This is a genomic window from Pseudomonas sp. HMSC08G10 (assembly GCF_001808425.1).
Classification (GTDB): Bacteria; Pseudomonadota; Gammaproteobacteria; order Pseudomonadales; family Pseudomonadaceae; genus Aquipseudomonas; species Aquipseudomonas guariconensis.
This window is the reverse complement of record NZ_KV793306.1, coordinates 242103-267966: the sequence shown is the minus strand read 5'-3', so window position 1 is coordinate 267966 and position 25864 is coordinate 242103. Positions and strand designations below refer to the sequence as shown.

General features: G+C 62.7%; 25 protein-coding genes, 2 tRNA genes and 2 pseudogenes. 15 read left to right on the top strand and 14 right to left on the bottom strand.

Features of this window, described 5'->3' with window-relative positions:
- Positions 1-119: 119 nt before the first annotated feature.
- Positions 120-195: transfer RNA gene (locus HMPREF3173_RS11625), tRNA-Gly, on the bottom strand.
- A 3-nt stretch (positions 196-198) separates the two neighbouring features.
- Positions 199-274: transfer RNA gene (locus HMPREF3173_RS11620), tRNA-Glu, on the bottom strand.
- 314 nt (positions 275-588) lie between these two features.
- Between HMPREF3173_RS11620 and HMPREF3173_RS11615 the strand changes: the two genes are divergently transcribed.
- Positions 589-1356 carry a hypothetical protein gene (locus HMPREF3173_RS11615; protein ID WP_070573238.1) on the top strand — a complete coding sequence of 256 codons (768 nt, stop codon included), beginning with the start codon at positions 589-591 and terminating at the stop codon, positions 1354-1356.
- A 138-nt stretch (positions 1357-1494) separates the two neighbouring features.
- Here the strand turns inward: HMPREF3173_RS11615 and HMPREF3173_RS11610 are convergent, their stop codons facing one another.
- Positions 1495-1977, bottom strand: a complete 483-nt coding sequence (locus HMPREF3173_RS11610; RefSeq protein ID WP_070573236.1) for a GAF domain-containing protein — start codon at positions 1975-1977, stop codon at positions 1495-1497.
- A gap of 211 nt (positions 1978-2188) precedes the next feature.
- Between HMPREF3173_RS11610 and HMPREF3173_RS11605 the strand changes: the two are divergent.
- Positions 2189-4545: pseudogene (locus tag HMPREF3173_RS11605) on the top strand (response regulator).
- Here HMPREF3173_RS11605 and HMPREF3173_RS11600 read toward each other — a convergent pair.
- Both HMPREF3173_RS11600 and msrB read right to left on the bottom strand, forming a co-directional pair.
- The gene (locus HMPREF3173_RS11600) at positions 4535-5023 is read right to left on the bottom strand and encodes a glutathione peroxidase (RefSeq protein ID WP_070573232.1); all 489 of its coding nucleotides are present in this window, start codon (positions 5021-5023) and stop codon (positions 4535-4537) included. The pseudogene HMPREF3173_RS11605 and the gene HMPREF3173_RS11600 overlap by 11 nt on opposite strands.
- Before the next feature lie 13 nt (positions 5024-5036).
- Positions 5037-5432, bottom strand: a complete 396-nt coding sequence (msrB, locus tag HMPREF3173_RS11595) for a peptide-methionine (R)-S-oxide reductase MsrB (protein WP_043209856.1) — start codon at positions 5430-5432, stop codon at positions 5037-5039.
- Between the two features lie 163 nt (positions 5433-5595).
- Here msrB and HMPREF3173_RS11590 point away from each other — a divergent pair, with 163 nt between their 5' ends.
- Positions 5596-6807 (top strand): pyridoxal phosphate-dependent aminotransferase, encoded by a 1212-nt coding sequence (locus HMPREF3173_RS11590; protein WP_043209854.1) that lies wholly within the window; start codon positions 5596-5598, stop codon positions 6805-6807.
- Positions 6808-7087: 280 nt separating this feature from the next.
- Positions 7088-7975, top strand: coding sequence for a protease HtpX (gene htpX / locus HMPREF3173_RS11585; protein ID WP_043209852.1), 888 nt, complete (start codon positions 7088-7090; stop codon positions 7973-7975).
- A 70-nt stretch (positions 7976-8045) separates the two neighbouring features.
- Here the strand turns inward: htpX and HMPREF3173_RS11580 are convergent, their stop codons facing one another.
- The gene (locus tag HMPREF3173_RS11580) at positions 8046-8696 is read right to left on the bottom strand and encodes a thiopurine S-methyltransferase (RefSeq protein ID WP_070573230.1); all 651 of its coding nucleotides are present in this window, start codon (positions 8694-8696) and stop codon (positions 8046-8048) included.
- A 101-nt stretch (positions 8697-8797) separates the two neighbouring features.
- Here HMPREF3173_RS11580 and HMPREF3173_RS11575 point away from each other — a divergent pair, with 101 nt between their 5' ends.
- Positions 8798-9565, top strand: coding sequence for a DODA-type extradiol aromatic ring-opening family dioxygenase (locus HMPREF3173_RS11575; RefSeq protein ID WP_070573228.1), 768 nt, complete (start codon positions 8798-8800; stop codon positions 9563-9565).
- Between the two features lie 108 nt (positions 9566-9673).
- Here the strand turns inward: HMPREF3173_RS11575 and HMPREF3173_RS11570 are convergent.
- A pseudogene (locus HMPREF3173_RS11570) lies at positions 9674-11384 on the bottom strand (DEAD/DEAH box helicase).
- 319 nt (positions 11385-11703) lie between these two features.
- The gene (locus tag HMPREF3173_RS11565) at positions 11704-12459 is read right to left on the bottom strand and encodes a spermidine synthase (protein WP_070573226.1); all 756 of its coding nucleotides are present in this window, start codon (positions 12457-12459) and stop codon (positions 11704-11706) included.
- Between the two features lie 117 nt (positions 12460-12576).
- On the opposite strand from HMPREF3173_RS11565, the gene HMPREF3173_RS11560 reads away from it, so the two are divergent.
- The gene (locus HMPREF3173_RS11560) at positions 12577-13923 is read left to right on the top strand and encodes a class II 3-deoxy-7-phosphoheptulonate synthase (RefSeq protein ID WP_043209841.1); all 1347 of its coding nucleotides are present in this window, start codon (positions 12577-12579) and stop codon (positions 13921-13923) included.
- A gap of 102 nt (positions 13924-14025) precedes the next feature.
- On the opposite strand, the gene HMPREF3173_RS11555 is transcribed toward HMPREF3173_RS11560, so the two are convergent.
- A complete protein-coding gene (locus tag HMPREF3173_RS11555; RefSeq protein ID WP_043209839.1) occupies positions 14026-14247 on the bottom strand; it encodes a DUF1127 domain-containing protein in 222 nt (73 codons plus the stop codon).
- 96 nt (positions 14248-14343) lie between these two features.
- Here HMPREF3173_RS11555 and HMPREF3173_RS11550 point away from each other — a divergent pair, with 96 nt between their 5' ends.
- Entirely contained in the window at positions 14344-15195 is an 852-nt protein-coding gene (locus HMPREF3173_RS11550) for a LysR substrate-binding domain-containing protein (RefSeq protein WP_052352446.1), read from the top strand.
- A 9-nt stretch (positions 15196-15204) separates the two neighbouring features.
- On the opposite strand, the gene HMPREF3173_RS11545 is transcribed toward HMPREF3173_RS11550, so the two are convergent.
- On the bottom strand, positions 15205-15954 hold the full coding sequence (locus HMPREF3173_RS11545; RefSeq protein ID WP_070573224.1) for a sulfite exporter TauE/SafE family protein: 750 nt from the start codon (positions 15952-15954) through the stop codon (positions 15205-15207).
- 110 nt (positions 15955-16064) lie between these two features.
- Between HMPREF3173_RS11545 and HMPREF3173_RS11540 the strand changes: the two genes are divergently transcribed.
- The 3 genes from HMPREF3173_RS11540 (at position 16065) to HMPREF3173_RS11530 (ending at position 18090) form a co-directional block, all read left to right on the top strand.
- Positions 16065-17018: a LysR family transcriptional regulator gene (locus tag HMPREF3173_RS11540; RefSeq protein ID WP_043209832.1), complete on the top strand. Its 954-nt coding sequence runs from the start codon at positions 16065-16067 to the stop codon at positions 17016-17018.
- Between the two features lie 58 nt (positions 17019-17076).
- Positions 17077-17532, top strand: coding sequence for a MarR family winged helix-turn-helix transcriptional regulator (locus HMPREF3173_RS11535; protein WP_070573222.1), 456 nt, complete (start codon positions 17077-17079; stop codon positions 17530-17532).
- A 129-nt stretch (positions 17533-17661) separates the two neighbouring features.
- Positions 17662-18090 carry an organic hydroperoxide resistance protein gene (locus HMPREF3173_RS11530; protein ID WP_070573220.1) on the top strand — a complete coding sequence of 143 codons (429 nt, stop codon included), beginning with the start codon at positions 17662-17664 and terminating at the stop codon, positions 18088-18090.
- A gap of 153 nt (positions 18091-18243) precedes the next feature.
- Here HMPREF3173_RS11530 and efp read toward each other — a convergent pair whose 3' ends face one another.
- A complete protein-coding gene (gene efp, locus HMPREF3173_RS11525; RefSeq protein WP_043209827.1) occupies positions 18244-18813 on the bottom strand; it encodes an elongation factor P in 570 nt (189 codons plus the stop codon).
- 48 nt (positions 18814-18861) lie between these two features.
- A complete protein-coding gene (gene earP, locus HMPREF3173_RS11520) occupies positions 18862-19995 on the bottom strand; it encodes an elongation factor P maturation arginine rhamnosyltransferase EarP (RefSeq protein ID WP_070573218.1) in 1134 nt (377 codons plus the stop codon).
- A gap of 133 nt (positions 19996-20128) precedes the next feature.
- Here earP and HMPREF3173_RS11515 point away from each other — a divergent pair, with 133 nt between their 5' ends.
- Both HMPREF3173_RS11515 and HMPREF3173_RS11510 read left to right on the top strand, forming a co-directional pair.
- Positions 20129-20521 carry a hypothetical protein gene (locus tag HMPREF3173_RS11515; RefSeq protein ID WP_043209823.1) on the top strand — a complete coding sequence of 131 codons (393 nt, stop codon included), beginning with the start codon at positions 20129-20131 and terminating at the stop codon, positions 20519-20521.
- A gap of 2 nt (positions 20522-20523) precedes the next feature.
- Positions 20524-21006, top strand: a complete 483-nt coding sequence (locus HMPREF3173_RS11510; RefSeq protein ID WP_070573216.1) for a GreA/GreB family elongation factor — start codon at positions 20524-20526, stop codon at positions 21004-21006.
- Positions 21007-21051: 45 nt separating this feature from the next.
- Here HMPREF3173_RS11510 and HMPREF3173_RS11505 read toward each other — a convergent pair whose 3' ends face one another.
- Complete coding sequence (locus tag HMPREF3173_RS11505; RefSeq protein WP_070573214.1) at positions 21052-21990, bottom strand: LysR family transcriptional regulator; 939 nt, start codon at positions 21988-21990, stop codon at positions 21052-21054.
- Positions 21991-22108: 118 nt separating this feature from the next.
- Between HMPREF3173_RS11505 and HMPREF3173_RS11500 the strand changes: the two genes are divergently transcribed.
- The gene (locus tag HMPREF3173_RS11500) at positions 22109-22858 is read left to right on the top strand and encodes a 3-oxoacyl-ACP reductase family protein (protein ID WP_043209818.1); all 750 of its coding nucleotides are present in this window, start codon (positions 22109-22111) and stop codon (positions 22856-22858) included.
- Between the two features lie 44 nt (positions 22859-22902).
- Here the strand turns inward: HMPREF3173_RS11500 and HMPREF3173_RS11495 are convergent, their stop codons facing one another.
- A complete protein-coding gene (locus tag HMPREF3173_RS11495) occupies positions 22903-23781 on the bottom strand; it encodes a LysR family transcriptional regulator (RefSeq protein WP_070573212.1) in 879 nt (292 codons plus the stop codon).
- Between the two features lie 108 nt (positions 23782-23889).
- On the opposite strand from HMPREF3173_RS11495, the gene HMPREF3173_RS11490 reads away from it, so the two are divergent.
- Complete coding sequence (locus HMPREF3173_RS11490; RefSeq protein WP_070573210.1) at positions 23890-25077, top strand: MFS transporter; 1188 nt, start codon at positions 23890-23892, stop codon at positions 25075-25077.
- Between the two features lie 233 nt (positions 25078-25310).
- Entirely contained in the window at positions 25311-25688 is a 378-nt protein-coding gene (locus tag HMPREF3173_RS11485; RefSeq protein WP_043209812.1) for a hypothetical protein, read from the top strand.
- Positions 25689-25864 lie beyond the last annotated feature (176 nt).

The window sequence follows — 25864 nt, the reverse complement described above, 5'->3', positions numbered from 1 at the left end:
GCGGTGTCCTAGGCCACTAGACGAAGGGGACATACCCAACGCTTTTCAGCGCACCAGCTCAATGCCTTTCGACAGCGACTGGATTTTTAAGCTCTGCCAGAGGCAGAACTCAGGAAAACTGGAGCGGGAAACGAGACTCGAACTCGCGACCCCGACCTTGGCAAGGTCGTGCTCTACCAACTGAGCTATTCCCGCAAATGGCGTCCCCTAGGGGACTCGAACCCCTGTTACCGCCGTGAAAGGGCGGTGTCCTAGGCCACTAGACGAAGGGGACACACACTACAACTTTTCACTCCCTGCCGCGCTTTGCTGTGAGCTTTACGCTGCAAGTGGCGCGCATTCTATGGATGCCTTGAGGGGGCGTCAACCCCTTTCTGGAAATTTATTTAAATCAATGACTTCCGGCTTTAGAAAGACAACAGGCATGATGCGCCCAACGGCTGGCGTTGATTTTTTGACAGCAGGTCGGCAAGCTCGTGGCAAAGTGCTAGCAGAGCAATTCGCAATCCTGTCGGATAGCCCTACCCGGCCATAGGCGAACTCTCCTACACTCAAGTCGGAATTCATCTATTTGACGAGGCGTTAACGGTGACACCACTTCTGATCACCTTGCTCATCGTGGCAGGTATCGCGCTACTGATCGTGATCGGCTACCTCAATAATGTCGTGGAAAACGCCAAGCTTGAGCGCGCTCGCCTGAAAATAGAACTGGCAGAACGCCTGCGTCGCTGCGGCGAAATCAGCGAAACCTTCCCCCGGCAACTGATGACACCGGCCCTCAAGGTGCTTCTGACCCGCCTGGAGCTCAACCTCTATCAGCGTCAACTGGCGCTGGACAAGCACAACGCCGAGATCAAGGGACGTATCAGCGAGCTGGAAAGCCTCGTTGCCAAAGGCGACGGCATTGCGATCAACAACCCGCCCAGCCCGATCCAGACCGAGGCCAAGGCCAAGGAAGTGCGTTTTCTCTTGGAGTCGTTGCACAACCAGATCGTACGCGCCACTCAGGAAGGTTTCCTGCAAACCAATGAAGGCAAGTATTGGGTCAAGGAGATTCGCCATCTGTTAGTCCTGCTGCACATCGAATTCTTCAACAACCTGGGCCAGCAAGCCCTGCAGCAGAACCAACCCGGCCAGGCGCGGCTGGCTTTCGACCGGGGTGTGCAATACCTGCGCAAACAGCAGGACCCCAAGCAATACGACGAACAGCGCATCTACCTGGAAAAGCTCCTGGCCCGTGCCGACGCACTAGTGAAGGACAAGATGGAACCTGCGGAAAACGACGAAAATGCGCTGACCCAAGGTCTGAAGACCGACGAAAGCGAAAACTGGAAGAAGAAAGCACTCTACGACTGAGGGCTGAACCTCTCGACCACTTCGTCAACCTGCTCGTTGCGCGAAGCAGATAACGCGCTACGCCAGTGTTCACGGACAAACCCGCTCCCACAGAAAACGCAGCAAAGACAAGGGGCTTTCATAGGCCCCTTGTCGTTTTCAGCAATCTGTCAATTCAAGGAAAATCGCCGTCAGGCGTTCCAGCCCGGCTTGATCCGCCTCGCTGAACCGCGCCAGCTTCGGGCTGTCCAGGTCCAGCACACCAATCAGCCTGCCCGCCTTCACCAGTGGAATCACCAGCTCGCTATTGGATGCGCTGTCACAGGCGATGTGGCCTGGGAAGGCATGCACATCCTCGACCCGCTGGGTCTGACGCGATGCTGCGGCCGCTCCGCACACACCCTTGCCGAAGGGGATGCGCACGCAGGCCACCTGGCCCTGGAACGGGCCGAGCACCAATTGCTCGTCGCGGTTGAGATAGAAGCCAGCCCAGTTCAGGTCCTCAACCTGATGATAGAGAAACGCGGAAAACTGCGCGGCATTGGCGATGAAGTCGCGCTCGTCGGCAAACAGCGCCTGCACTTGCGCGGCCAGCAGGTCGTAGCCATCGAGGCCGGAGCCGCTGGCGTTGAGGTCGATCATTGTTTCTGCTCCAACAATTGCCGCCCGAACCAATAGCGGGCGAACTGATAGGTACAACGGGCATTACGGATGCCGCAGCCGGACGACCGGCGCACGACGAGTTTGTCCAAGGCTTCGCACGATGCAGCCCCCGGGTTTGAGGTGCCGCCAAAGCCCATGATCGAGCGGTACAGAACCTGAAACCAACGCGAGCAGCTTGGCTGTATCGACTATGCTTGCGCAGCGCAAGGGACGTAAACCGGCTCGGACTCCATGGATATCAAGTTCACCAATCGCCTGTCATACAAGCAAGCCCGGTTGACAGTCATGGTCGGCTTCATCTTGGGGGCGCTGCTCAGCCTCGTGCAGATCGGCATCGATTATGCCAGCGAAGACGCGTCCATCAACCGCGAGGTGCAGGCGCTGCTGCAAATCAGCCACGATCCGCTGTCGCGCATCACTTACAACATCGACGCAGAGCTTGCCCAAGAGCTGATCGGTGGCCTGCTGCAATCGCCGGCGGTGATCCGCGCGCGCCTGGTCGACAACAACGACACCGTGCTGGCCGACGCCAGCCGCCCTCGCCAGGAAGACCGCTACCGGCCACTGAGCGATTTCCTGTTTGGCGAACAGCGCCAGTTTCAGGAACGCTTGTTTCTGTCCAGCCTGCCCAATGAATACCTCGGCACTTTGTATCTGGACATCGACACCTATGCCTTTGGCGGTCGCTTTCTGGACCGCGCAGGCGTCACCTTGGTCAATGGTTTCGCCCGCAGCCTGGTGCTGGCCGGCATTCTCCTGGCGTTGTTCTACATGATGCTGACCAAACCACTGGTAACGGTGATCGCCGCTCTGAGCGGCAGCGACCCGCGCCATCCCCACCAGGGACGGCTGACATGCCCCCATGGCCATGAACAGGATGAAATCGGCGTGCTGGTCAAAGTCGCCAACCAGCAGTTCGTCAGCATGTCCACCGAGATCCAGCAACGCCGCAATGCCGAAAACCGCCTGACCGAGTACCTGAACGAACTGGAGGATATCGTCTCGGCCCGCACCGACGAGCTCAAGGCCAGCAACAACCGCCTCAGCCAGTCCAACCAAGAGCTGGAGCACGCCCGCCAACAGGCATTGGACATGGCCCAGGCCAGAGCCGCATTCCTGGCCAACATGAGCCATGAAATCCGCACGCCGCTCAACGGCATGCTCGGCATGATTTCCCTGGCCTTGGACAGCCCGCTGGCCGCCGAACAACGCCAGCAGCTATCCATCGCACACGACTCGGGCAAGGTGTTGGTGGAACTGCTCAACGATATTCTCGACCTGTCCAAATTCGATGCTGGGCAACTGGAGCTTGAGCGCATCCCCTTCGACATGGGCGCGATGGTCGAGGACACCGCCAATCTGCTGTCGCAGAACGCGGCAGCCAACGTCGAACTGACCTGCCTGATCAGCCCCGACTTTCCCAGCACGGTGCTGGGCGACCCGACCCGGGTACGGCAGATTGTGAGTAATTTGCTGTCCAACGCTCTCAAATTCACCCGCTTTGGCCGGGTCGATGTGCGCCTGACGCCGATCGTCGGGGGCGTACGCCTGGAAGTGTGCGACACCGGCATCGGCATCCCAGAACAGGCCCAAGCGCGCATCTTCCAGCCCTTCACCCAAGCCGGCGCCGGCATCACCCGCCAGTACGGCGGCACGGGGCTAGGCCTTGCCCTGACCCGCAACCTGTGCAAGGCCATGCAAGGTCACTTGCACATCAACTCCGAAGCAGGCTTTGGCAGCCGCTTCACGGCTGAGCTGCCCCTGCTCGCGCACACCGAGGCCATCCCGCCCGCCCCTTTGCATGGGCGCGTCGTCGTTCTGAGCAACGCTGCCAGTGGCCTGACCGAACTGTTGCACAAGCTGCTGCCTGGCTGGGGACTGTCCTATCACGGCTTCGATGATGCTGCGCAGGCCGCCGACGCCACGCCCGACTTGGTAATCACCGACGATGTGGACCACCTGGACACCTTGCGCTCCTGCCTGCAGGCGCCGATTCTGCTGGTGACTGCGTATGGCAACTTCCTCACCCAGGAGCACGCCACGCAACTGGCCCCCCTGCTGCAACTGGCGCGCCCCCTGGCACGCAACACCCTGTATCAGACGCTGCGCCGCGCATTGGAGGGTGTCGAGGCCGACGTCCCCCTGCCCCACCTGCAGGCCCAGCCCCAGCCAATACGGGCTCGCGTCCTGCTGGTAGAGGACAACCCGGTCAATCAACTGGTGGCCAAAGGCATGCTGGTCAAACTCGGTTGCCAGGTGCTGCTCGCCACTCAGGGCGCCGAGGCCCTGGCGCGATTGGAGCAGGAGACGGTGGACATGGTGCTGATGGACTGCAACATGCCGGTGATGGACGGCTACGAGGCCACCCGGCGCATCCGCCAGGACGGGCGATGGCCAGCACTGCCGATCGTTGCCTTGACCGCCAACGCCATGCCCGAGGAGCGCGAGCGTTGCCGCGCCGCCGGCATGAACGATTACCTGGCCAAGCCGTTTCGTCGCGAGGAGTTGCTGGCGTTGGTCGACCACTGGGTGCCGATCAGCGGCTGAGCAAGGCCTCGATCGATGCCTTGAGCGCCTCAGGCTTGGTGTTGGGGGCGTAGCGGGTGACCTTGCCGCTGGCAGGGTCGACCAGGAACTTGGTGAAATTCCACTTGATCCGCTGCGTGCCCAGGATGCCGGGTGCGCGCTTTTTCAGCTCGACGAACAAGGGATGGGCATCCGGGCCATTGACCTCGATCTTGCGAAACAACGGGAAGCTCACACCGAAGTTGCGCTCGCAGAACTGCGCGATGTCCAAGGCATCCCCGGGCTCCTGCTTGCCAAACTGATTGCAGGGGAACCCGAGGACCACCAGCCCGCGTTCGCGGTATTGCTTCCACAGCTGCTCCAGTCCCTTGTACTGGGGCGTGAAACCACACTGGCTGGCGGTGTTGACCACCAGCAGCGCCTTGCCCGGAAAGTCACCCAGCACCTTTTGCTCGCCCTTCAAGGTAACGCAGCGGATGTTCTTCAGCGTATCGGCCATCTCAGGTCTCCGGTCAGTCACGCGGCTTGAGGTCCAGGCACACTGAGTTGATGCAGTAGCGCAGGCCGGTCGGTGGCGGGCCATCGGGGAACACGTGGCCCAAGTGGGCATCGCAACGCGCGCAGGTGACTTCGGTACGGATCATGCCGTGGGAGGTGTCGCGTATCTCGATCATGGCGCTCTGCTCGATCGGCTCGTAGAAACTGGGCCAACCGCAGCCGGAGTCAAACTTGGCTCGCGAGTCGAACAATGGCAGGTCGCAGCAGATGCAGTGGTAGATGCCATCGCGACGCTCGCTGTTGTACTTGCCACTGAAGGGGCGCTCGGTGCCCTTCAAACGGCACACCTCATACTGGGCCGGATCCAGCATCTGGCGCCATTCTTCCAGGGTTTTGTCGATCTTTTGCATGGGGGAACCTCGGCAGGCTGAATTTCACTCGCGCCGTCTTTCTTTATGGCGGGGGTGACACGTATATTAGTTGGCTTCTTTTGCCAGCCAGTCTGGCATGCACTCCGCCCTTTTCAAACCTTTTGACGGCGGCGCGCCGCGACTTCTCAATCGGGATCACATCATGCAGTTCAGCAAATCGAACAAGCTCGCCAATGTCTGCTACGACATTCGCGGCCCAGTGCTCAAGCACGCCAAACGCCTGGAAGAGGAAGGCCATCGCATCCTCAAGCTGAACATCGGCAACCCGGCGCCGTTTGGCTTCGAGGCGCCGGACGAGATCCTCCAGGATGTGATCCGTAACCTGCCCACCGCCCAAGGCTACAGCGACTCCAAAGGCTTGTTCAGCGCGCGTAAGGCGGTCATGCAGTACTGCCAGCAAAAGCAGATCGAGGGTGTGGGCATTGAGGACATCTACCTCGGCAACGGCGTGTCCGAGCTGATCGTGATGTCCATGCAGGCACTGCTCAACAACGGCGATGAAGTGCTGATCCCGGCCCCGGACTACCCGCTGTGGACCGCCGCCGTCAGCCTGGCGGGCGGCAAGCCTGTGCACTACCTGTGTGACGAACAGGCCGACTGGTTCCCGGACTTGGAAGACATCAAGGCCAAGATCACCCCGAACACCAAGGCCCTGGTGATCATCAACCCGAACAACCCGACCGGCGCTGTGTACTCCAAGGAACTGCTGCTGGGCATGCTGGAGCTGGCCCGCCAGCACAACCTGGTGGTGTTCTCCGACGAGATCTACGACAAGATCCTCTACGACGAAGCCGTGCACATCAGCACCGCGTCGCTGGCCCCGGACCTGCTTTGCCTGACCTTCAACGGCCTGTCCAAGTCCTACCGGGTGGCGGGCTTCCGCTCCGGCTGGCTGATCATCTCAGGGCCCAAGCAGCACGCCCAGAGTTACATCGAAGGCATCGACATGCTGGCCAACATGCGTCTGTGCGCCAACGTGCCGGCCCAGCACGCGATCCAGACTGCCCTGGGCGGCTACCAGAGCATCAACGACCTGGTGCTGCCGCCAGGCCGCCTGCTCGAGCAGCGCAACCGCACCTACGAGTTGCTCAACGACATTCCCGGGGTGAGCTGCGTCAAGCCCATGGGCGCGCTGTACGCCTTCCCCAAGATCGACCCGAAAGTCTGTCCGATCCACAATGACGAAAAGTTCGTCCTCGACCTGCTGTTGTCGGAAAAACTGCTGATCGTCCAGGGCACGGCCTTCAACTGGCCTTGGCCGGACCACTTCCGCGTGGTGACCTTGCCGCGGGTGGACGATCTGGAGCAGGCCATCGGACGGATCGGCAACTTCCTGCGCACCTACCAGCAGTAAGCTATCGGAGGGGGACTGTGTCCCTTCCCAGGCTATCGCCTTCGCCCGACTGCCTTCGGGGTCGGCGATAGTCCTCGATGATTCGCAGCGCCGTCATGGAGCGTTTTCTGCAGGAGAGTTCTTACATCCTGCAACGCTCTATCCCACAGCCCACGCCCTATCCTCTGCCATACTCCGCCGTACACAGTTTGAAATAGTCGGCCGGTTGAATCAGTGTGACCCGCCCCTTATATAGCCCGCAGTACGCGACATTTTCATCCGTCAGGAGAACGTAACAACCATGATGCGCATTCTGTTGTTTGTAGCCACCAACCTCGCGGTGGTGCTGGTTGCAAGCATTACCCTGAGCCTGTTCGGCTTCAACGGGTTCATGGCGGCCAACGGCGTTGACCTCAATCTCAGCCAACTGCTGGTCTTCTGCGCCGTGTTCGGCTTCGCCGGCTCGCTGGTCTCGCTGTTCATCTCCAAGTGGATGGCGAAGATGACCACCGGCACCCAGATCATCAGCCAACCTCGCACCCGCCACGAACAGTGGCTGCTGCAGACGGTCGAGGAACTGTCCCGCGAGGCCGGCATCAAGATGCCGGAAGTGGGTATCTTCCCAGCCTACGAAGCCAACGCCTTCGCCACCGGCTGGAACCGCAACGACGCTCTGGTGGCCGTATCCCAGGGCCTGCTCGAGCGCTTCTCGCCTGATGAAGTGCGTGCCGTGCTGGCCCATGAAATCGGCCACGTGGCCAACGGTGACATGGTCACCCTGGCGCTGGTGCAAGGCGTGGTGAACACCTTCGTGATGTTCTTCGCCCGCATCATCGGCAACTTCGTCGACAAGGTGATCTTCAAGAACGAAGAAGGCCAAGGCATCGCCTACTATGTGGCGACCATCGTCGCCGAGCTGATCCTGGGTATCCTGGCCAGCATGATCGTCATGTGGTTCTCGCGCCGCCGCGAATACCGTGCCGACGAAGCCGGCGCCCAGCTGGCCGGCACCGGCGCGATGATCGGCGCCCTGCAGCGCCTGCGCGTGGAGCAAGGCATGCCTGTGCACATGCCCGACACCTTGAAGGCGTTCGGCATCAATGGTGGCCTCAAGCACGGCCTGGCAGGCCTGCTGATGAGCCACCCGCCACTGGAAGACCGCATCGAGGCGCTGCGCCGCCGCGGTTGATCCAATCGCATGAAAAAAAGGGCGACTTCGGTCGCCCTTTTTCGTTGTGCAATCGCTGCACCACACTCCTTCACCGCAACAGCCGATATACCCGCTCAATCAGACGCGTGATCCCGGCCTGTTCGAATTTCGGGCTCTCCTGGATGATCTCCCGCTCCTCGAGCGTTTCCACCTGCCAGCCAGCGAACCCTGCCCGCACCTCGTCATCCGCCACCGAAAACGGCGGCCCGTCGAGCCGTGCCTGATCGTAGTCGAGCGTCACCATCAGGCCCTTGCAGGCATCCGGCAACAGCCGCGACAGCAACGCCAGGTAACGTTCACGCATGGCAGGGGGCAAGGCAATAACCGCCGCACGGTCATACAGGCCGACGCAATCGCCCACATGCTGCGCGGTCAGCGCAAAGAAATCCCCGCACCACAGTTCCACATCACCGCTGCGCCATACTTCGAAGGCGCCCTGCTGGGTCACCTGCGGCGCCAAGCCGTGGTCGTTGAAAAAGTCCTCTACTGCGCGCCGGGACAGCTCGACGCCCAACACCTGATGCCCCTGCCCCGCCAACCAGGCGAGGTCCAGGCTCTTGCCACACAAGGGCACCAGCACGCGACTACCCTGCGCCAGGCCTAACGCAGGCCAGTAGGTTTGTAGGTAAGGATTGACCTGAGCCTGATGAAAGCCGATCTGATTGTCCGCCCACCGCTTGTGCCAGAACGCCGGCTCCATGCTTCCTCCCGGTTTTTCGATGAAATGCGCTGAAAACTTATATTGGATCTCGATCGGTAACTGATCGAAGATGAACGCATCTTAACCGCCAGGACATCGCCATGCTGCCCAGCCTGTTCATTTCCCATGGTTCGCCCATGCTCGCCTTGCAACCCGGCGCCAGCGGGCCGGCATTGTCCAAGCTGGCCAATGCCCTGGCACCTCCCGCGGCGATCATCGTGGTATCGGCGCACTGGGAGAGCCGTGAGCTGTTGGTGACGGGCAATCCACAGCCACAAACCTGGCATGACTTTCATGGGTTTCCTGCTGCGCTGTATGCCGTGCAATACCCCGCCCCCGGTGAGCCGGAACTGGCCCAACAGGTCAGCGACCGGCTGACGGCAGCAGGCCTGCCCACCCACTTGGACACCCACCGCCCTTTCGACCACGGCGCCTGGGTGCCGCTGTCGCTGATGTATCCGGATGCCAGCATTCCCGTCATCCAGGTGTCGTTGCCCAGCCAACTTGGCCCAGCCCTGCAGCTCAAAGTTGGCGAAGCGCTTGCCGGGTTGCGCGCCGAAGGCGTACTACTGATCGGTTCCGGCAGCATTACCCATAACCTGGGCGAGCTAGACTGGCACGCCGGGCCGGACGTGATCGAGCCGTGGGCGCTGGCGTTTCGGGACTGGGTAGTGGAAAAGCTGACACAGAATGACCGGCAGGCGCTACTCGACTACCGACAACAGGCGCCGTTTGCCGTGCGCAATCACCCCAGCGACGAACACCTGTTGCCGTTGTTCTTTGCCCTGGGGGCGGGCGAGCGCTTTGGTGTCGTCCATCAAGGATTCACCTTGGGGGCGCTTGGGATGGACATCTATCGATTCGACTGAGGACCGTTTCACGCCCCAGGCCTGTGCGGCCCTGTACGGCACATCACGCCAATGCACCGACAAAAAAAATCCCCGACCTAGGCCGGGGATTTTTTCATTGCGCCAGGATCAATCCTCGCGGTAGCGGCGCAGCTTCAGCTGCTTGCCAGCCACACGGGTGTCCTTGAGCTTGGACAGCAGACGCTCCAGGCCGTCTTCAGGCAGCTCGATCAAGCTGAAGCTGTCACGTACCTGGATACGGCCGATGGCGTCACGCGCCAGGCCACCTTCGTTGAGGATCGCGCCGAGCAGGTTCTTGGCGGCGATGCCGTCACGGGCACCGAGGGCGGTACGGCAACGCACGCGGCCTTCGGCCAGCGGCATTGGCGCACGGCGCTCGCGATCACCACGCTCGCTGCGCTCACCGCGATCGGAACGCTCGCCGCGCTCACGCGGGGTGAAGGTCGGCACCAGAGGCTGCTCACGCTCGACCGAAGCCAGATCCAAGGCTTGGCCGTTGGTGGCCTTGCGCAGCAGGGCCGAAGCCAGGGCACGCGGGCTGCAGCCCAGGTCTGCGGTCAGGCGGTCGAACAGCTCGCCATGGCTGGCTTCTGCCTCGGCAACCATCGGTGCCAGGCTTGCGGTCAGCTTCTTGATACGTGCATCGAGCACGGCCTGTGGGTTCGGCAGGCGGGCTTCAGCGACCTTCTGCCCGGTCACGCGCTCGATGACCTGGAGCATGCGACGCTCACGTGGGGTGACCAGCAGCAGTGCGCGACCATCGCGACCGGCACGACCGGTACGGCCGATACGGTGCACGTAGGACTCCGGGTCGTACGGCATGTCGACGTTGAACACGTGGGTGATGCGCGGTACGTCCAGGCCTCGGGCGGCGACATCGGTCGCGACGACGATGTCCAGGCGGCCATCCTTGAGCGAGTCGATGACACGTTCACGCTGGTTCTGGGCGATGTCGCCGTTCAGCGCGGCGGCCTTGTAGCCCTTGGCTTCCAGCGCGGCGGCCAGGTCCAGGGTGGCTTGCTTGGTCCGTACGAAGGCGATCAGCGCGTCGAACTCTTCCACTTCCAGCAGGCGCAGCACAGCCGGAATCTTCTGGTCGGCATGGACCATCAGGTGGGCCTGGTCGATCGCGGTGACGGTCTGGGTCTTGCTCTGGATCTTGACGTGCTTCGGTTCACGCAGGTGACGCTCGGCGATGGAGCGGATCGAAGACGGCAGGGTGGCGGAGAACAGTACGGTCTGGCGCGACTCCGGGATGGCCTTGAAGATGACTTCCAGGTCGTCCATGAAGCCGAGCTTGAGCATTTCGTCTGCCTCGTCGAGTACCAGGTACTGGACGGTGGACAGAACTTTCTCGTCGCGGCGCAGGTGGTCGCACAGGCGACCCGGGGTGGCGACGACGATCTGTGCGCCGTTACGAATGGCGCGCAGTTGTGGGCCCATCGGGGCACCACCGTAGACAGCCACCACGTTCACGCCAGGCATCTGCTTGGCGTAGGTTTCGAAGGCGGTGGCTACTTGCAGCGCCAGCTCGCGGGTTGGCGCTAGGATCAGGGCTTGCGGTTCGCGCTTGCTCACATCGATCTTGTTGAGGATCGGCAGGGCGAAGGCAGCGGTCTTGCCGGTGCCAGTCTGCGCCTGGCCGATCATGTCGTGACCGGCGAGGATGATCGGGATCGATTGTTGCTGGATGGCCGATGGCTCTTCATAGCCTGTGGCCAGCACGGCGGCAACGATGTTCGGATGAAGATCGAGAGCGGCGAATCCGCCGGTTTCCTGGGTCATGGGTCTGCCTCTATGTGCATCCGCAAAGACCCATGCTCCAAAGCTGCACATGCCTTGAAAGACCAAAAGGTCACCCAGGCAGCTTTGGCGGCGGGGATTTGCGAAAACGATTGAAAAAGGAACGTCTTGGGGAGGTCCGCCTAGCGGACGTGCAGCCGAAGCTGGACTCGGAGGGTTTGCACCACCTGATTTTGAGGTCCGCTAAAAGACCGGCGCGTACTATACCCGAATCCGTGCTCGACCGTGAGATTTTTTTCAGTGGAGAGGGCCACCTTGCCGCTATCGCGTCGTCGCCGCTGAATCGTTTCTACAGCCTCGATGGAAAGCGACGCCTCCCAGACGCTCGTCAACCGTCAGGTCGCGGGCCGGATCGCCTTGATCAGATACTCCAGCGAATACCCAAGACGCGGCGCCAGGGCCGCGGCCCGCTCACCCACGCCGTCCAGGTCCAGTACTTGGTCGAGATCGGCCGGTACCAGCAGGATGACGTTGCCCTCCTTCACCGGCAGTTCCCAGTAATGGCGATGGTACAGCCCTCGCAGCAAGGCCGCGCCCAGCGGCCTGCCATCATCGCCAGCCCACTGGTTAATCACCAGCCAGCCGCCGGGGTTGAGCTGCTTCTGGCAGTTTTCCAAAAAGCCCCACGCCAGATGACCGACGCCCGGCCCGTGGTCGGTATACAGGTCGACGAAAAGCAGATCGGCCTTTTCGGCGGTCGGCAGCAGTTCCAGGGCATCGCCAACCCGCACGTACAGCCGCGGATCATCGTCAAGGCCCATGTACTCCATGGCCAGGCGCGGCACATCCGGCCGCAGCTCGATGGCTTCGACATCGTCCAAGGGCAGGAACTTCAAACACGCCTGGGTCAGGGTGCCGGCCCCCAAGCCGAGGAACAACGCGCTCTCGGGCTGCTCATGGCACAGTGCGCCTACCAGCATGGCGCGAGTGTAGTCGTACTCCAGCCAGCTGGGGTCGGCGGTAAACGTGCAGCTTTGCTCGATGGCATCGCCAAACTCCAGGAAGCGGTAGTCGTCCACTTCATAGACGCTGATGACCCCGAAGGCGTCCTCGACCCGGGCCAACAACCGCTCTTCCCGCTCCGTCCCCATGACCGACACCTGTGCGCGCAAAAGCCGACATTCTCCGCCAATGCCCCCGGTGCAACAAGCGCGTCGCCAACTGATACCATGGCGATCATGCCTATAGCCGACAACACCGAGCCTGTGATGAACCGACCCTGGAGTCCCGATAGCTGGCGCGCCTTGCCGATCCAGCAGCAACCGACCTACCCCGATGCTGCGCACCTGCTCAAGGTCGAGCAGACCCTGGCCAGTTACCCGCCCCTGGTGTTCGCCGGTGAGGCCCGGGAGCTGCGCCGGCAGTTCGCCGAGGTGACTGAGGGCCGGGCGTTTCTGCTTCAGGGTGGCGACTGCGCCGAAAGCTTCGCCGAATTCTCGGCAGCCAAGATCCGTGACACCTTCAAGGTATTGCTGCAGATGGCGATCGTCATGACCTTCGCCGCCGGCTGCCCGGTGGTGAAGGTCGGGCGTATGGCCGGGCAGTTCGCCAAGCCGCGCTCCGCAGGCGACGAGACCATCGGTCAGGTGACACTGCCGGCCTACCGGGGCGACATCGTCAACGGCATCGGTTTCGATGAGCAAAGCCGCGTTCCGGACCCCGAACGCCTGCTGCAGGCCTATCACCAGGCCACCGCCAGCCTGAACCTATTGCGCGCGTTCGCCCAGGGCGGCTTTGCCGACCTGCACCAGGTGCACAAATGGAATCTGGACTTCATCGCCAACTCGGCGCTGTCGGAGAAATACCACCAACTGGCCGGACGGATCGACGAGACCCTGGCCTTCATGCGTGCCTGCGGCCTGGATAGCGCGCCGCAATTGCGCGAAACCAGCTTCTTCACCGCCCACGAAGCCTTGCTGCTCAACTATGAGGAAGCCTTCGTGCGCAGCGACAGCCTGACCGGCGACTACTACGACTGCTCGGCGCACATGCTGTGGATCGGCGACCGTACCCGGCAACTGGATGGCGCGCATGTGGAGTTCCTGCGCGGGGTGCACAACCCGATCGGGGTCAAGGTCGGCCCGAGCATGAACCCTGAGGAACTGATCCGCCTGATCGACACCCTCAACCCGGCCAACGACCCCGGCCGTCTGAACCTGATCGTGCGCATGGGCGCCGGCAAAGTAGGCGATCACCTGCCCGGGCTGATCCGCACCGTCGAGCGCGAAGGTCGCAAAGTGCTGTGGAGCTCCGACCCGATGCACGGCAATACCATCAAGGCCAGCAGCGGCTACAAGACGCGGGATTTCGCGCAGATTCTCGATGAGGTGCGCCAGTTCTTCCAGGTGCACCAGGCCGAAGGCTCGTATGCCGGCGGTATCCACATCGAGATGACCGGACAGAACGTCACCGAGTGCATTGGCGGAGCGCGCCCGATCACCGAGGATGGCTTGTCGGATCGCTACCACACCCATTGCGACCCACGGCTCAACGCTGATCAGTCGCTGGAACTGGCCTTCCTGATTGCCGAAACGCTCAAGCAAGTGCGTCGCTAAGGGCGCATCGCGTCGCGGCTTCGCGGGTAAACCCGCTACCGCAAGGGTGGCAGTACCCTTGTAGGAGCGGGTTTACCCGCAAAAAACCACCGCAACACCCGGTCATTTGCGCAGTGGGTCATCCCAGAATGGCCGCTCTGCCTCCTGCTGGATATCCGCCCGGCTCAACCCCAGGTCATGCAAGGTCGCATCGCTCAGGCTCAGCAGCTCACGACGCTGACGGTACAGCTGATACCAGCGAAGGATCCGCGCCAGTGCGGCCTCTCCCAGATGGGTGATCGAAAAGGCAGGTTTGACGTACAGGGAAGTGATCTGACCTTTCATCTTGAAGCCCTCCGTGAAGATGGCTTCAGTCTCTCGCCAGGCTTAAGATCAATCCAACGAATGTTTCTGATGCCATGCATCTCGGAGATTGATGCAATGTCCCAGTACCAGAACCTGGATTCGGATGTCCTGCGCACCTTCGTTGCAATTGCCGAGCAAGGCGGCTTCACCCGCGCCGGCGAGGTGGTCAACCGCACCCAGTCGGCGGTGAGCATGCAGATGAAACGCTTGGAAGAAGACATCCTCCAACGCCAGCTGTTCGAGCGCGACGGCCGCCAAGTCCGCCTGACCGCCGAAGGCCAGGTCCTGCTCGGCTATGCCCGGCGCATCCTCAAGCTGCAGGGCGAGGTGTTCAACACCCTGCGCATGCCGCACATGGTCGGCGTGGTGCGCATCGGCACGCCGGATGACTACGCCATGCGCTTTCTGCCTACCATTCTTTCAAGCTTCGCCCAGGCGTATCCGCTGATCCAAGTGGAGGTGCACTGCGACTCGTCCAAGCAACTGATGCTGCGCCAGGATCTGGACCTGACCATCGTCACCCGCGAGCCCGGCAACGAGATTGGCCAGTTGCTGCGCCAGGAGCGGCTGGTCTGGGCCGCAGCCCAGGGCTTTTGCCCGCAGGAGCAACGGCCCATGCCTCTGGCCTTGTTCAACACCGATTGCTTCTGCCGCGCCTGGACCTGCAATGCCCTGGAAAGCCAAGGCATCGACTACCGCATCGCCTACACAAGCCCCAGCCTCGCGGCGATCTTCGCCATCGTCACCGCTGGCTTGGCGGTGACAGCGCAACTGCAGAGCCTGATCAGCGGCAATCTGCGCACCCTCGGTGAGCAGGAAGGCCTGCCGCAACTGCCCTTGGCCAACGTGATGCTGCTGCGAAATACCCAGCATCAGTCGCCCATCACCGACTGCATGGCCGATTACATCGTGGAAGGCTTCAAGTAAGGCCGGCAACTACAGCTCGTACGCCAGCATCACCGCACAGACCACCAGGAAGGCACAGAACAGCGTACGCAGTACTTTTTCCGGGAGCGCGTGGGCGAGCTTCACCCCCCAGCTGATGCTGAGCAGGCCCCCGATGGCCAGCGCGATACCCGCGTGCCAGTCGACACTGCCGTGCACGCCGTAAGTGACCAGTGTCACCAGTGTGCTGGGCGCGGCCAAGGCCAGGGACAACCCTTGCGCCACAACTTGTGTGGCGCCGAATACGCTGGTCAGGATCGGCGTGGCCACCACTGCCCCGCCTACCCCGAACAACCCGCCCATGGCACCGGCAAAACTGCCCAGCACGCCCAGCCACGGCCAGGAGTAGCGCAGCTCGGTGCTCGGCGGGGCGACCGGTAGGAACATCCGCGCCACATTCCACACCGCCAGCGCCACCAGAAAGCCCACGAAGCCCAGGCGCATGGAATGGGCGTCGATGCCCACCGCCCAGATCGAACCGAGCCACGCGAACAAAAAGCTGCACGCCGCCAACGGCAGCGCGTGGCGCAGTTCGATGCGGTTGCGCTGGTGATAGCGCCACAGCGCCAGCAACACGTTCGGCACCACCATGACCAAGGCCGTGCCCTGGGCCAGTTGCTGGTCGAGGCCGAACAGCACTCCAAGGGCCGGTATGGCGATCAGACCGCCACCGATGCCGAACAGACCACCCAGGGTACCCAGGGCAGCGCCCAGCGCTATGTTCATCAACCACTCGATCATCAGGGCCTCATCCACATTCAACGATGTCCGCATGCTAGCGATTGATGCCTGGCAGGGAAACGCACAGCAGCGCACAATGGCTTTGCGTCATTCGCACAAGCAGAGCCACCATGAGCCCCGATATTCTCACCGAACAACTGAGCCTGTTCCTCGATGTACTGGAAACCGGCAGTTTTTCCGCCGCCGCCCGGCGTCACCCGCTGACGCCTTCGGCCGTGGCGCGGCGCATCGACAATCTCGAACAGGCGGTGGGCAGCCGCCTGTTCGACCGTAGCACCCACGCGGTTCGAGCCACGCCCGCCGGCAAGGCTTTCGCCGAACGTGCCCGACGCATCATCGAGGAGCTGCGCCTGGCGCGAGCCGAAGCAGTGTCCTTGAGCAGCGCGCCGGAAGGCCTGATCCGCGTCGATGCCCCGGCTGCCTTCGGTCGCCGCCACCTGGCCCCGGCGATTGCGGATTTCCTGGCGGCCTATCCGGGCCTGGACGTGCAGCTGCGCTTGATCGACAGCTTCGTCGACCTGCACGGCAGCCACCTGGGAGAGGTCGACCTGGTACTGCGTGCAGGCCCCCTGGCCGACACCCGCCTGGTGGCCACACCCCTGGCGTACATGGTGCGCATTGCCTGTGCCAGCCCCGCCTACCTGGCCAGCCGCGGCGTACCGGCCTGCCCCAGCGAACTGCCGGAGCACCACGGCCTGGACTGGGACGGACTGGCTCCCCCCTTCGCCTGGCGCTTCACGGTAGATGGCCAGGCACGCCTGTATCGCCCCGCGCGCATGCGCATGGCGGCCAACAATGCCGAAACCCTGCTGTTCGGCGCCCTGGCCGGGCTCGGCATCGCGCACCTGCCCACGTGGTTGATCAGCGACTACCTGCTGCGGGGTGAACTGGTGCCGTTGTTCTGCGACAACGGCCTGCCGCCAGCAGAAAGCAGCGGCATCTATGCAATGCGCCTGGCACATGAAACGAACTCTCGCAGTCGCTTGCTGCTCGAATTCCTCAAGAGCCGATTCAGCCCGATACCACCATGGGACTTGGCCCTGCGCAGCGAACTGCGCGGGTAGTAAGCGCGCTAACCATCAGCGTGCTAGATTTTCACCTTGAACTCATTGAAGGACCTGCATGAACGCCACCACCAATGCCCCCTGCGACGAGCTGCTGCTGGACAACCAGGTCTGTTTCGCCCTGCACTCCACCTCGTTGCTGATGACCAAGGTCTACAAGCCCTTGTTGCAAGCCTTGGGCCTGACTTATCCGCAGTACCTGGCCATGCTCGTGCTCTGGGAGCAGGACGGCCTGACCGTGGGCGAGATCAGCCAACGCCTGCTCACCGATCCCGGTTCTCTCACACCCTTGCTCAAACGCCTGGAAAGCGAAGGCCTGCTCAAGCGCACCCGCAGCCGTGAGGATGAACGGGTGGTACTGGTAGAACTGACCGACAAGGGCCGCGCCCTGCAGATCGAGGCCAAGCGCGTACCCCCGTGCATCCTGCAGGCCAGCGGACGTAGCGTCGAACGCCTGCAACAACTGCAAGCCGACCTGTTGGAGTTACGCGCCAGCCTGCAAAAAAACCTCTGAGGGCTATGCTGGTAGGGCCGTTCCGATGAGCGGTGGCAAATTTATCTTGCGCGCAAAATAATTGAGCGCTAATTTAAATCCCGTACCCACCCCAGCGCCATGGCGCACAGCACACAAGCGAGGCTCAAGATGCAAAAGGTCACTCCCCTGTACATCGCTGAAGCAACCTCCACCGGCGGTCGCGATGGTAAATCCCGCTCCAGCGACGGCAAGCTCGAGGTCAAACTGAGCACTCCCAAGGAATTGGGCGGCGCAGGCGGCGAAGGCACCAACCCTGAGCAGATGTTCGCCGCCGGCTACTCGGCCTGCTTCATCGGCGCCTTGAAGTTCGTCGCAGGCCAGGCCAAGAAGCAACTGCCAGCAGACAGCTCGATCACGGCCAAGGTCGGCATCGGCCAGATCCCCGGCGGGTTCGGTTTGGACATCGATCTGCACATCAACCTGCCAGGCCTGGCCCAGGCCGAAGCCGAGGAACTGGTCGAGAAGGCGCACCACGTGTGCCCTTACTCCAACGCCACCCGCAACAATGTGGATGTCAGGCTGCATGTGACCGTCTGAGCCTCTTCGCGAGAAACCCGCTCCTACAGGGCCGCGGTGTCCTCCTGGGAGCGGGTTCATTCCCGTAAAAGGCACTGCCTGGCATCACATGAAGATTTTGCAGTGGCAAAAAAAACCCGGCCGAGGCCGGGTTTTTTGCGATCGCAAGAAGGATTACTTCTTGGAACGGCCCTTGAAGCTGCCGTCGCGAGTGTCGATGTCGATCCACTCGTCGATCTCGATGAAATCGGCAACCTGAATTTCGGTGCCGTTGGCCAGTTTGGCCGGCTTCATGACCTTGCCCGAGGTGTCGCCACGGGCGGCGTTCTCGGTGTAGGTGACCTGACGGCTGATGGTGGTCGGCAGTTCGACCGATACGACTTTCTCTTCGTACATGGTCAGGGCGCAGACGTCCTGCATGCCTTCTTCGATGTACGGCAGAACGGCGTCGATGTCTTCGGCGTTCAGTTCGTACATGGTGTAGTCGGTGGTGTCCATGAAGGTGTAGGCATCACCGCTGATGAAGGACAGGGTGACTTCCTTGCGATCGAGGATCACGTCGTCCAGCTTGTCGTCGGCGAAGTAGACGGTTTCAGTCTTGTAGCCGGTCAGCAGGTTCTTCAGCTTGGTCTTCATGATCGCGCTGTTGCGACCGGACTTGGTGAATTCGGCTTTCTGTACCAGCCACGGATCGTTGTCGATCCGCAGTACGGTACCGGGTTTCAGTTCTTTACCAGTTTTCATTACGAAGTATCCGAATCTGGATGGATTTATAAAAATCGAGGCCGCGTATCATAGCCAATTTCGGTAAAACTGTACCAGCGTCGTGGCAAGGTCCGGCCGAGCGGCCTGTGCGGCGCTCCATTGGCGGGCATGGGCCACGAGCTCCGGCCAGTGCCCAAGCGCCCCGCGCCAGGCGGCGCCCATGTCCTGATCCTTGTTCCAGGCACGCCAAAGATCGACCAGCGCATCCCCTGCTTTTTCTGATAAGCCCTGGCGATAAAGTGCGAGAAACGCCTCGAGTTTTTCCCAGTGGGCGTTCTCTTCCTGGACATAGATGTGCCACAGCATGGGCCGGCCGGCCCACTGGGCGCGCACGAACGAGTCCTCGCCACGCACGGCATTGAAGTCGCAGGCCCAGAGCAACCGGTCGTAGTCGTCCTGACTGACGAAAGGCAGGATCTGCACGGTCAGCGCACCTCTGCGCCGCATGTCGCCAACGCCCAGGGTTGGCGCGTCGAGCCAACGACGCACACCGGCCAGGATGCGCCCCTCTGGCACCAACAGGTGGCTGGGTTGGGCATCCTCGGCCAGAGCCTCGAGCCAGTTCCCCAGTTGCGCGTTCTCGTAGGCGAACAGCGAGATCAACCGAGTGCCCTCCTCCACCTGCACACCCAGGCGCTGGAGAAACGCCCGGCGTGCCGCTGGATCCGCCTCGAAGGCCTCACGCCGAGCCAGCAGCGAGCCCTCGCGCAGCAAGCCGCCGGTCTTGTCGGTGAAGCCTGGGAAGAAAAACACCGTCCGCAGGCCATTGGCCTGTGGCGAAGGCAACCCGTGGCAGCCCTCCACCCAGTCTTCGGCGCTGAGGTATTCGAGGTTCAGCCACAACGCAGGCCGGGGGCGCAGCCGCAGGGCCTCGACGTAGTCCGCAGGCAGCCGGCAACCAAAGGCGCCGATCACCACATCGGCGGGTTCCACCGGCTGCCACGGGGCCGGCCAGTGCCGCACGTCGACACCTGCCTGCCATTGCTGCGAGGCACCGGCATCGGCTTGCGGACACAAGCGCACGAACGCGGTCAGATCATCCACCCACAGGCGTACGGCCAGGCCCTGTTCGGCCACCAGTTGCCGGGCCAGGCGCCAAGTCACGCCGATATCGCCGTAGTTGTCCACGACTGTGCAGAAGATGTCCCAGGTGGCTTTCATGCCCACTCCCCTCACCGCGCGGAAAAACCGCGGATTCTGCGGATAAATTGTCGCAGACGAAAGCGCGAAGCTGAAAATATCGACCGCCGCCATGCGACAATGCAGGCCAAGAACTGCCTGCCAGGAGGCCCTCATGCCCCGTCACCGCGAACTGAAGATTACCCTCAAGCCTGCGCAGCTGATCCTCTGCGTGGCCTTTGGCCTATGGCTCGGCGCCGTGGCCATCGCCCTGAGCCTATGGCTGGCCTGGCGGTGGTGGCCGCAGCAGGTGCAACCGGTGGCCCAGACCGTTGCACCGGCCCTCTACCCCGCTGCGCCAGCACCAGCCCAGCCCGCCGATGCCCAGGCCGAGATGTTCGAACGCTACAAGGTGATCCTGCAGGAGCAACAGGCCCGCCAGGCCGCCGATGCCGCACAGGGCAACCCGCGCAACCTGAACAACCCCAAGTGCCAGTTCTGGCTGCAGCAAAACCGCACCGCCCCCACCGACAAGAGCCAGGCCAACGTGCTGGAATTCTGCTACTGACCATGGACAAGACTACCCTGCTCGCCCGTATCGTCGAGACCCTCGCACGCGATGAGGATGTGCTCCGTCGCGCGGCCCAGACCGCCTACGAAGCGGCTACCGCTGAGGAGAACATCGCCGAGAACAAATACGACACCCTGAGTCTCGAGGCCTCGTACCTCGCCACCGGCCAGGCCCGACGCACAGCCGAGATCCGCCAGTCGCTGCTGGCGTACCAGCAGTTGCTGCTACGCGACTATGATCCGGCGCGCGGTATCCAGATCAGCAACCTTGTCACCCTGGAAGACGAAAGCGGTGAGCAACGTCTGCTGTTCCTAGGTCCCGAGGCCGCCGGGCTCAAGATCGATGCAGGGGATGGACAGGTAACGGTCATCACCCCGCGCTCGCCCCTGGGGCAGCAGTTGCTGGGCAAGAAGGTCGATGACGAAGTGAGCTTGGTGGTGGCCGGCGTGGCTCAGGTTCAGGTGGTAGTCGAGGTGGTCTGAGCGCGCCCATCCGCGGGTGAATCCACCCACGCCAAACCCGCAAATCTACAGCGCTTCCAGAGCATTGAACCGCCTCGCCAACCCCTGTTCGGCAAACCGCTGCATCACAAAATCGATGAACGCCCGGGTCTTGCCCGGCAGCAGCTTGTGTTCGGCGTAGTACAAGCTGATATGCCCATCGTCGACGTACCAATCCGGCAGCACTCTACGCAAACGCCCGGCCTCCAGATAGGGCACTGCGAACGGCAGACTGACCAAGGCAATGCCCAATCCCTGCTCGGCCACCACACAGGCGGCGTCCGAATCGCTCATGGTCATCGCTTGGTGCAGTTGCAAAGGCCGCTGTTCCTGCCAGCGGCTGGTCAGCGGCCAGGAACGCACGCGGCCGGTCTGCGGCGAACGGATGAGAATACCGGTATGGCGCGGCAAAGCCTCGGGTGCCTCGATCGGCCCATGGCGTTGCAAGTAGCCAGGTGCAGCCACCAGCACCCGATGCGCAGGCGTCAGTTTGCGCGCCACCACGCCCGGCGGCAGCTCGAAGCCGCCGCCGATGGCTGCATCGAAACCCTGGCCTATGAGATCGACCTGGCGGTTGTCGAAATGCCAATCCGGGATGATCGCCGGGTATCGCTGCAAAAACTCTCCCAGCAATGGCAATACGTACAGGCGCCCGAACACCGTGCCCATGCTCACCCGCAACGCCCCGGCCGGCTGGCCTTCGGCGCTGGCCAGGTTAGCCATGGCGTACTGGATGGTGCGAAAACTGTCGCTGACCTCGCCCAGAAACCGCTGCCCCGCTTCGGTCAGGGTGAGCTTGCGCGTGCTGCGCTGAAACAGCCGCACGCCCAATCGTGCTTCCAGTTGGGCGACGTTCTTGCCGACGGCCGCCGGGGTCAGGGACAGGCGTCGGGCCGCCTCGGCGAAACTGCCCACCTCGGCACTGCGAATGAAGCACTCCAGTGTGCTGAACGATTCCACGGCCATGATTATCAACCTAAGGTTTACTCTGCTAATCGTGATTGCCATCTTATCAGCGGGTAATCCAGGGTCGATACTGCGTCCATCCAAGGCATCGGGCCTTGCTTAGAAGCAGGAGATCAGCATGTCCAACACATTCAACCTCAACGGCAAGGTGGCTCTGGTCCAGGGCGGTTCTCGCGGCATCGGCGCGGCGATCGTCCGCCGCTTGGCCAAGGAAGGCGCCAAGGTCGCCTTCACCTATGTCAGCGCTACCGAGACCGCTGCCACGTTGGTTGCCGACATCCACGCCGAAGGCGGCCAGGCACTGGCGCTGCGCGCCGACAGCGCCGATGCCGCCGCCGTGCAGCAGGCCGTGCAGGCGACCGTCGAAGCCTTTGGCCGCCTCGACATCCTAGTGAACAACGCCGGCGTGCTCGCCGTGGCGCCGGTGACCGAGTTCGACTTGGCCGAGTTCGACCGTATGCTGGCCATCAACGTGCGCAGCGTGTTCGTCGCTAGCCAGGCCGCGGCGCGTCATATGGGTCAGGGCGGACGGATCATCAACATCGGCAGCACCAACGCCGAGCGCATGCCGTTCGCAGGCGGCGCGCCCTATGCCATGAGCAAGTCGGCACTGGTCGGCCTGACCCGAGGCATGGCTCGCGACCTGGGCCCACAGGGCATCACCGTGAACAATGTGCAGCCCGGGCCGGTGGACACCGACATGAACCCGGCGTCGGGCGAGTTCGCCGACAGCCTGATCCCACTGATGGCCATCGGGCGCTACGGAAAGGTCGAAGAGATCGCCAGCTTCGTTGCCTACCTGGCTGGCCCTGAAGCCGGTTATATCACCGGCGCAAGCCTGACGGCCGACGGCGGCTTTGCCGCCTGAGTCGTGTCGCCTCTTCTCGGATTTGCCCGCGTAGAGGCGACATCTCATAGTGGCTGCAGATGCGCCTGGAGTAACTCGAGGAACGCCCGCGCCGCCGGCGTCGGGCTGCTCGACCACACCGCGTACAGGTGACGCACAGGCGCATCGTCCAGATAGGCCATGGCCACGCCTTGGAAACCCTGGGCGATACGCTCGGGGACCAAACCCACGGCCATGGCGCGCTGGACGAATTTTTCCACCAGGCGGATATGACCGATCTCGAACTGCACCCGACGCTGCACACCCGCGGCCAGGAACGCCTCATCGGTCTGCCGGCGCGCACCGGTCCCCTCGGGAAAGTCCACCAACACCTGGTCCGAGAGTTCCGCCAGGGCCAGTTGCCCACGATTTGCCAGAGGATGGTCCGGATGCAGCACCGCCACCAAGGCCTCACGGGCCAACAAACGATGCTGTACGCCCTGCAGCGTCTCGCCCTGCCACAGGCCGATGAAGCCGACATCCAGACGGCGCTCGTTGACATCGGCTACCAGCCATTCGCTCTTGGCGGTCAACCAGCGGATGTCCACGTCTGGGTAGCGCTGGTGAAACACCGCCAACAGATCGACCAGATCGAGCGCCGTGAGCGAACTGATTTCACCGATCGCCAACCGTCCTCGCACCTGGCCGCAGGCCGCCGCAACATCCTCGGGGATGCGCAGCGCCGCTTCCACCGCCGGCCGGGCACTGAGCACGAAGGCTTCACCGGCCGGCGTGAGCCGCACCCGCCGCGAACTTCGCTCGAACAGGCTCACCCCCAGTTGCGCCTCCAGCCGTGCCACCTGATGGCTCAGTGCCGACTGCACGACATGGCAGCGCTCGGCGGCGCGAGTGAAACTGCCGGTGTCAGCCACGGCCAAGGCATATTCGAGCTGCTTGAGGTTCATGAATTGATCTGTTTTCGAGATAGATAAGTTGAAAACTATACATTGGCGTCATGCCGCGCACTTCCCGATACTTGCATCCACTTCCGATTGCCCGCAACGAGAGCAGCCATGAACACCCCATCCCTGAGCCGCGCCTTGATCCTGCTGATGGCCACCGCCACCGGCCTGGCCGTGGCCAGTAACTACTATGCCCAACCGCTGCTGCACAGCATCGCCGAACAATTTGGCCTGGACACCGCCAGCGCCGGGACCATCGTCATCGCTGCCCAGCTCAGCTACGGGGCTGGCCTGTTGCTGCTGGCGCCGCTCGGCGATCTGTTCGAACAGCGCCGGTTGATCGTCTGCATGGTCGCCATCGCCACCTTGGGCCTGGTGATCAGCGCCTGTGCGCCGAGCCTGCCCTGGCTGTTGCTCGGCACGGCGCTGACCGGCCTGTTCTCGGTAGTGGCCCAGGTGCTGGTGCCCATGGCCGCCACCCTCAGCGCCCCAGAGCAACGCGGCCGCGCCGTGGGCACGCTGATGAGCGGGCTACTGCTGGGCATTCTTCTGGCACGTACTGCCGCAGGGTTCATGGCAGAGATCGGCGGCTGGCGCAGCATCTATGTACTGGCCGCGGTATTGATGGCGGTGACCGCCATCGCCCTGTATCGCAGCCTGCCGCAGCACCACTCCCACGCGGGGCTCAAGTACCCAGCCCTGATCGGTTCGGTGTTCCGCCTGTTCGTCGAAGAACCGGTATTGCGCCTGCGTTCGCTGCTGGGCCTGCTGGCGTTCAGTCTGTTCGCCTTGTTCTGGACCCCCTTGGCCTTCCTCCTGGCCCGTGAGCCTTACCAGTACTCCGATGCCGTGATCGGCCTGTTCGGTCTGGCGGGGGCGGCCGGTGCCTTGTCGGCCAATTGGGCCGGACGCCTGGCCGACCGTGGCCAAGGCTCGCTGGGCACCACCGTCGGGCTGGTCGCCCTGCTGCTGTCGTGGGTGCCGCTGGGCTTTGCCCAGAGCTCGCTGATGGCGTTGCTGATCGGGGTGCTGGTACTGGACCTTGCGGTGCAGCTGATACACGTCAGCAACCAGAACGCAGTGATCGCTTTGCGCCCAGAAGCCCGCACACGGCTCAACGCCGGGTACATCACCTGCTACTTCATCGGTGGAGCGCTGGGCTCGCTGCTGGGCACCCAGTTGTTCCAGCGCCAGGGCTGGATGGGGATCGTCGTGGCCGGACTGGTCATCGGCGCGCTAGCCCTGGTGGTATGGGCAATGGCCGAGCGCAAGCGCAAGCTGGCCATGCAGGCGGCGTGACTGTCTGGCCTTTCGCGGGTGAACCCGCTCCCAGCGGGCCTGGGCAAGCCTTGTGGGGGGTTACCCGCGGAAGAGCCGGCGCAGATGATCCTCGTTGTGCCTGCCCGTGGGATTAACCCGCAAGATCCTGCGGCAATGCGCCACCAACCCTCCGTCGCCTGCCCGTTGACTTGCCGAGCGCTACAGCGCTCAGTAGGCGCTGGTCAAAGCCCTTTCCCGGACAGGACGACACAATGACAAGACTCACGGTGCAATCCGGCGATTTCTTGCAAGGTGAAGGCGAGTATCGCAATGGATCGCTCACACTCAAGACCCCGCGCAGCCCATCCCCAGGCGAGCGGATTTCCCTCACACGCATCAAGGACCTCAGGCTCGCCAGCCTTGAGCCCAGTCGCAGCCTGGGCAGCGCCATCGGCTGGGGCGTGGCCGGTGCCTTGGTAGCAGGGCCCGTCGGACTGCTTGCCGGGCTCTGGCTAGGCGGCAAGGATGAAGAGGCTACCTTCCTGGCCACCTTCAAGGACGGCCGCAAACTGATGGCCATTACCGACGGCAAGACCTGGTCGAAGATCGACGACAACTGGCGAAAACATCAGCGTTCCGCCGCTCGCTGATCTTTTTTCTTCACCCAATCGTTTCAGTCCCCAGGTGCCTGCGAAATGCTGGCGCCTGGGGCGTTCGCGCCTGCTACCATGGCGCCCTTTTGCCCGTCCGACGCAACGCCGACGGCGCCCATCCTGCCTGACATCCCGGCATCTGCGCACCCCGCGCCCAGCCTTCAAGGAGCCCT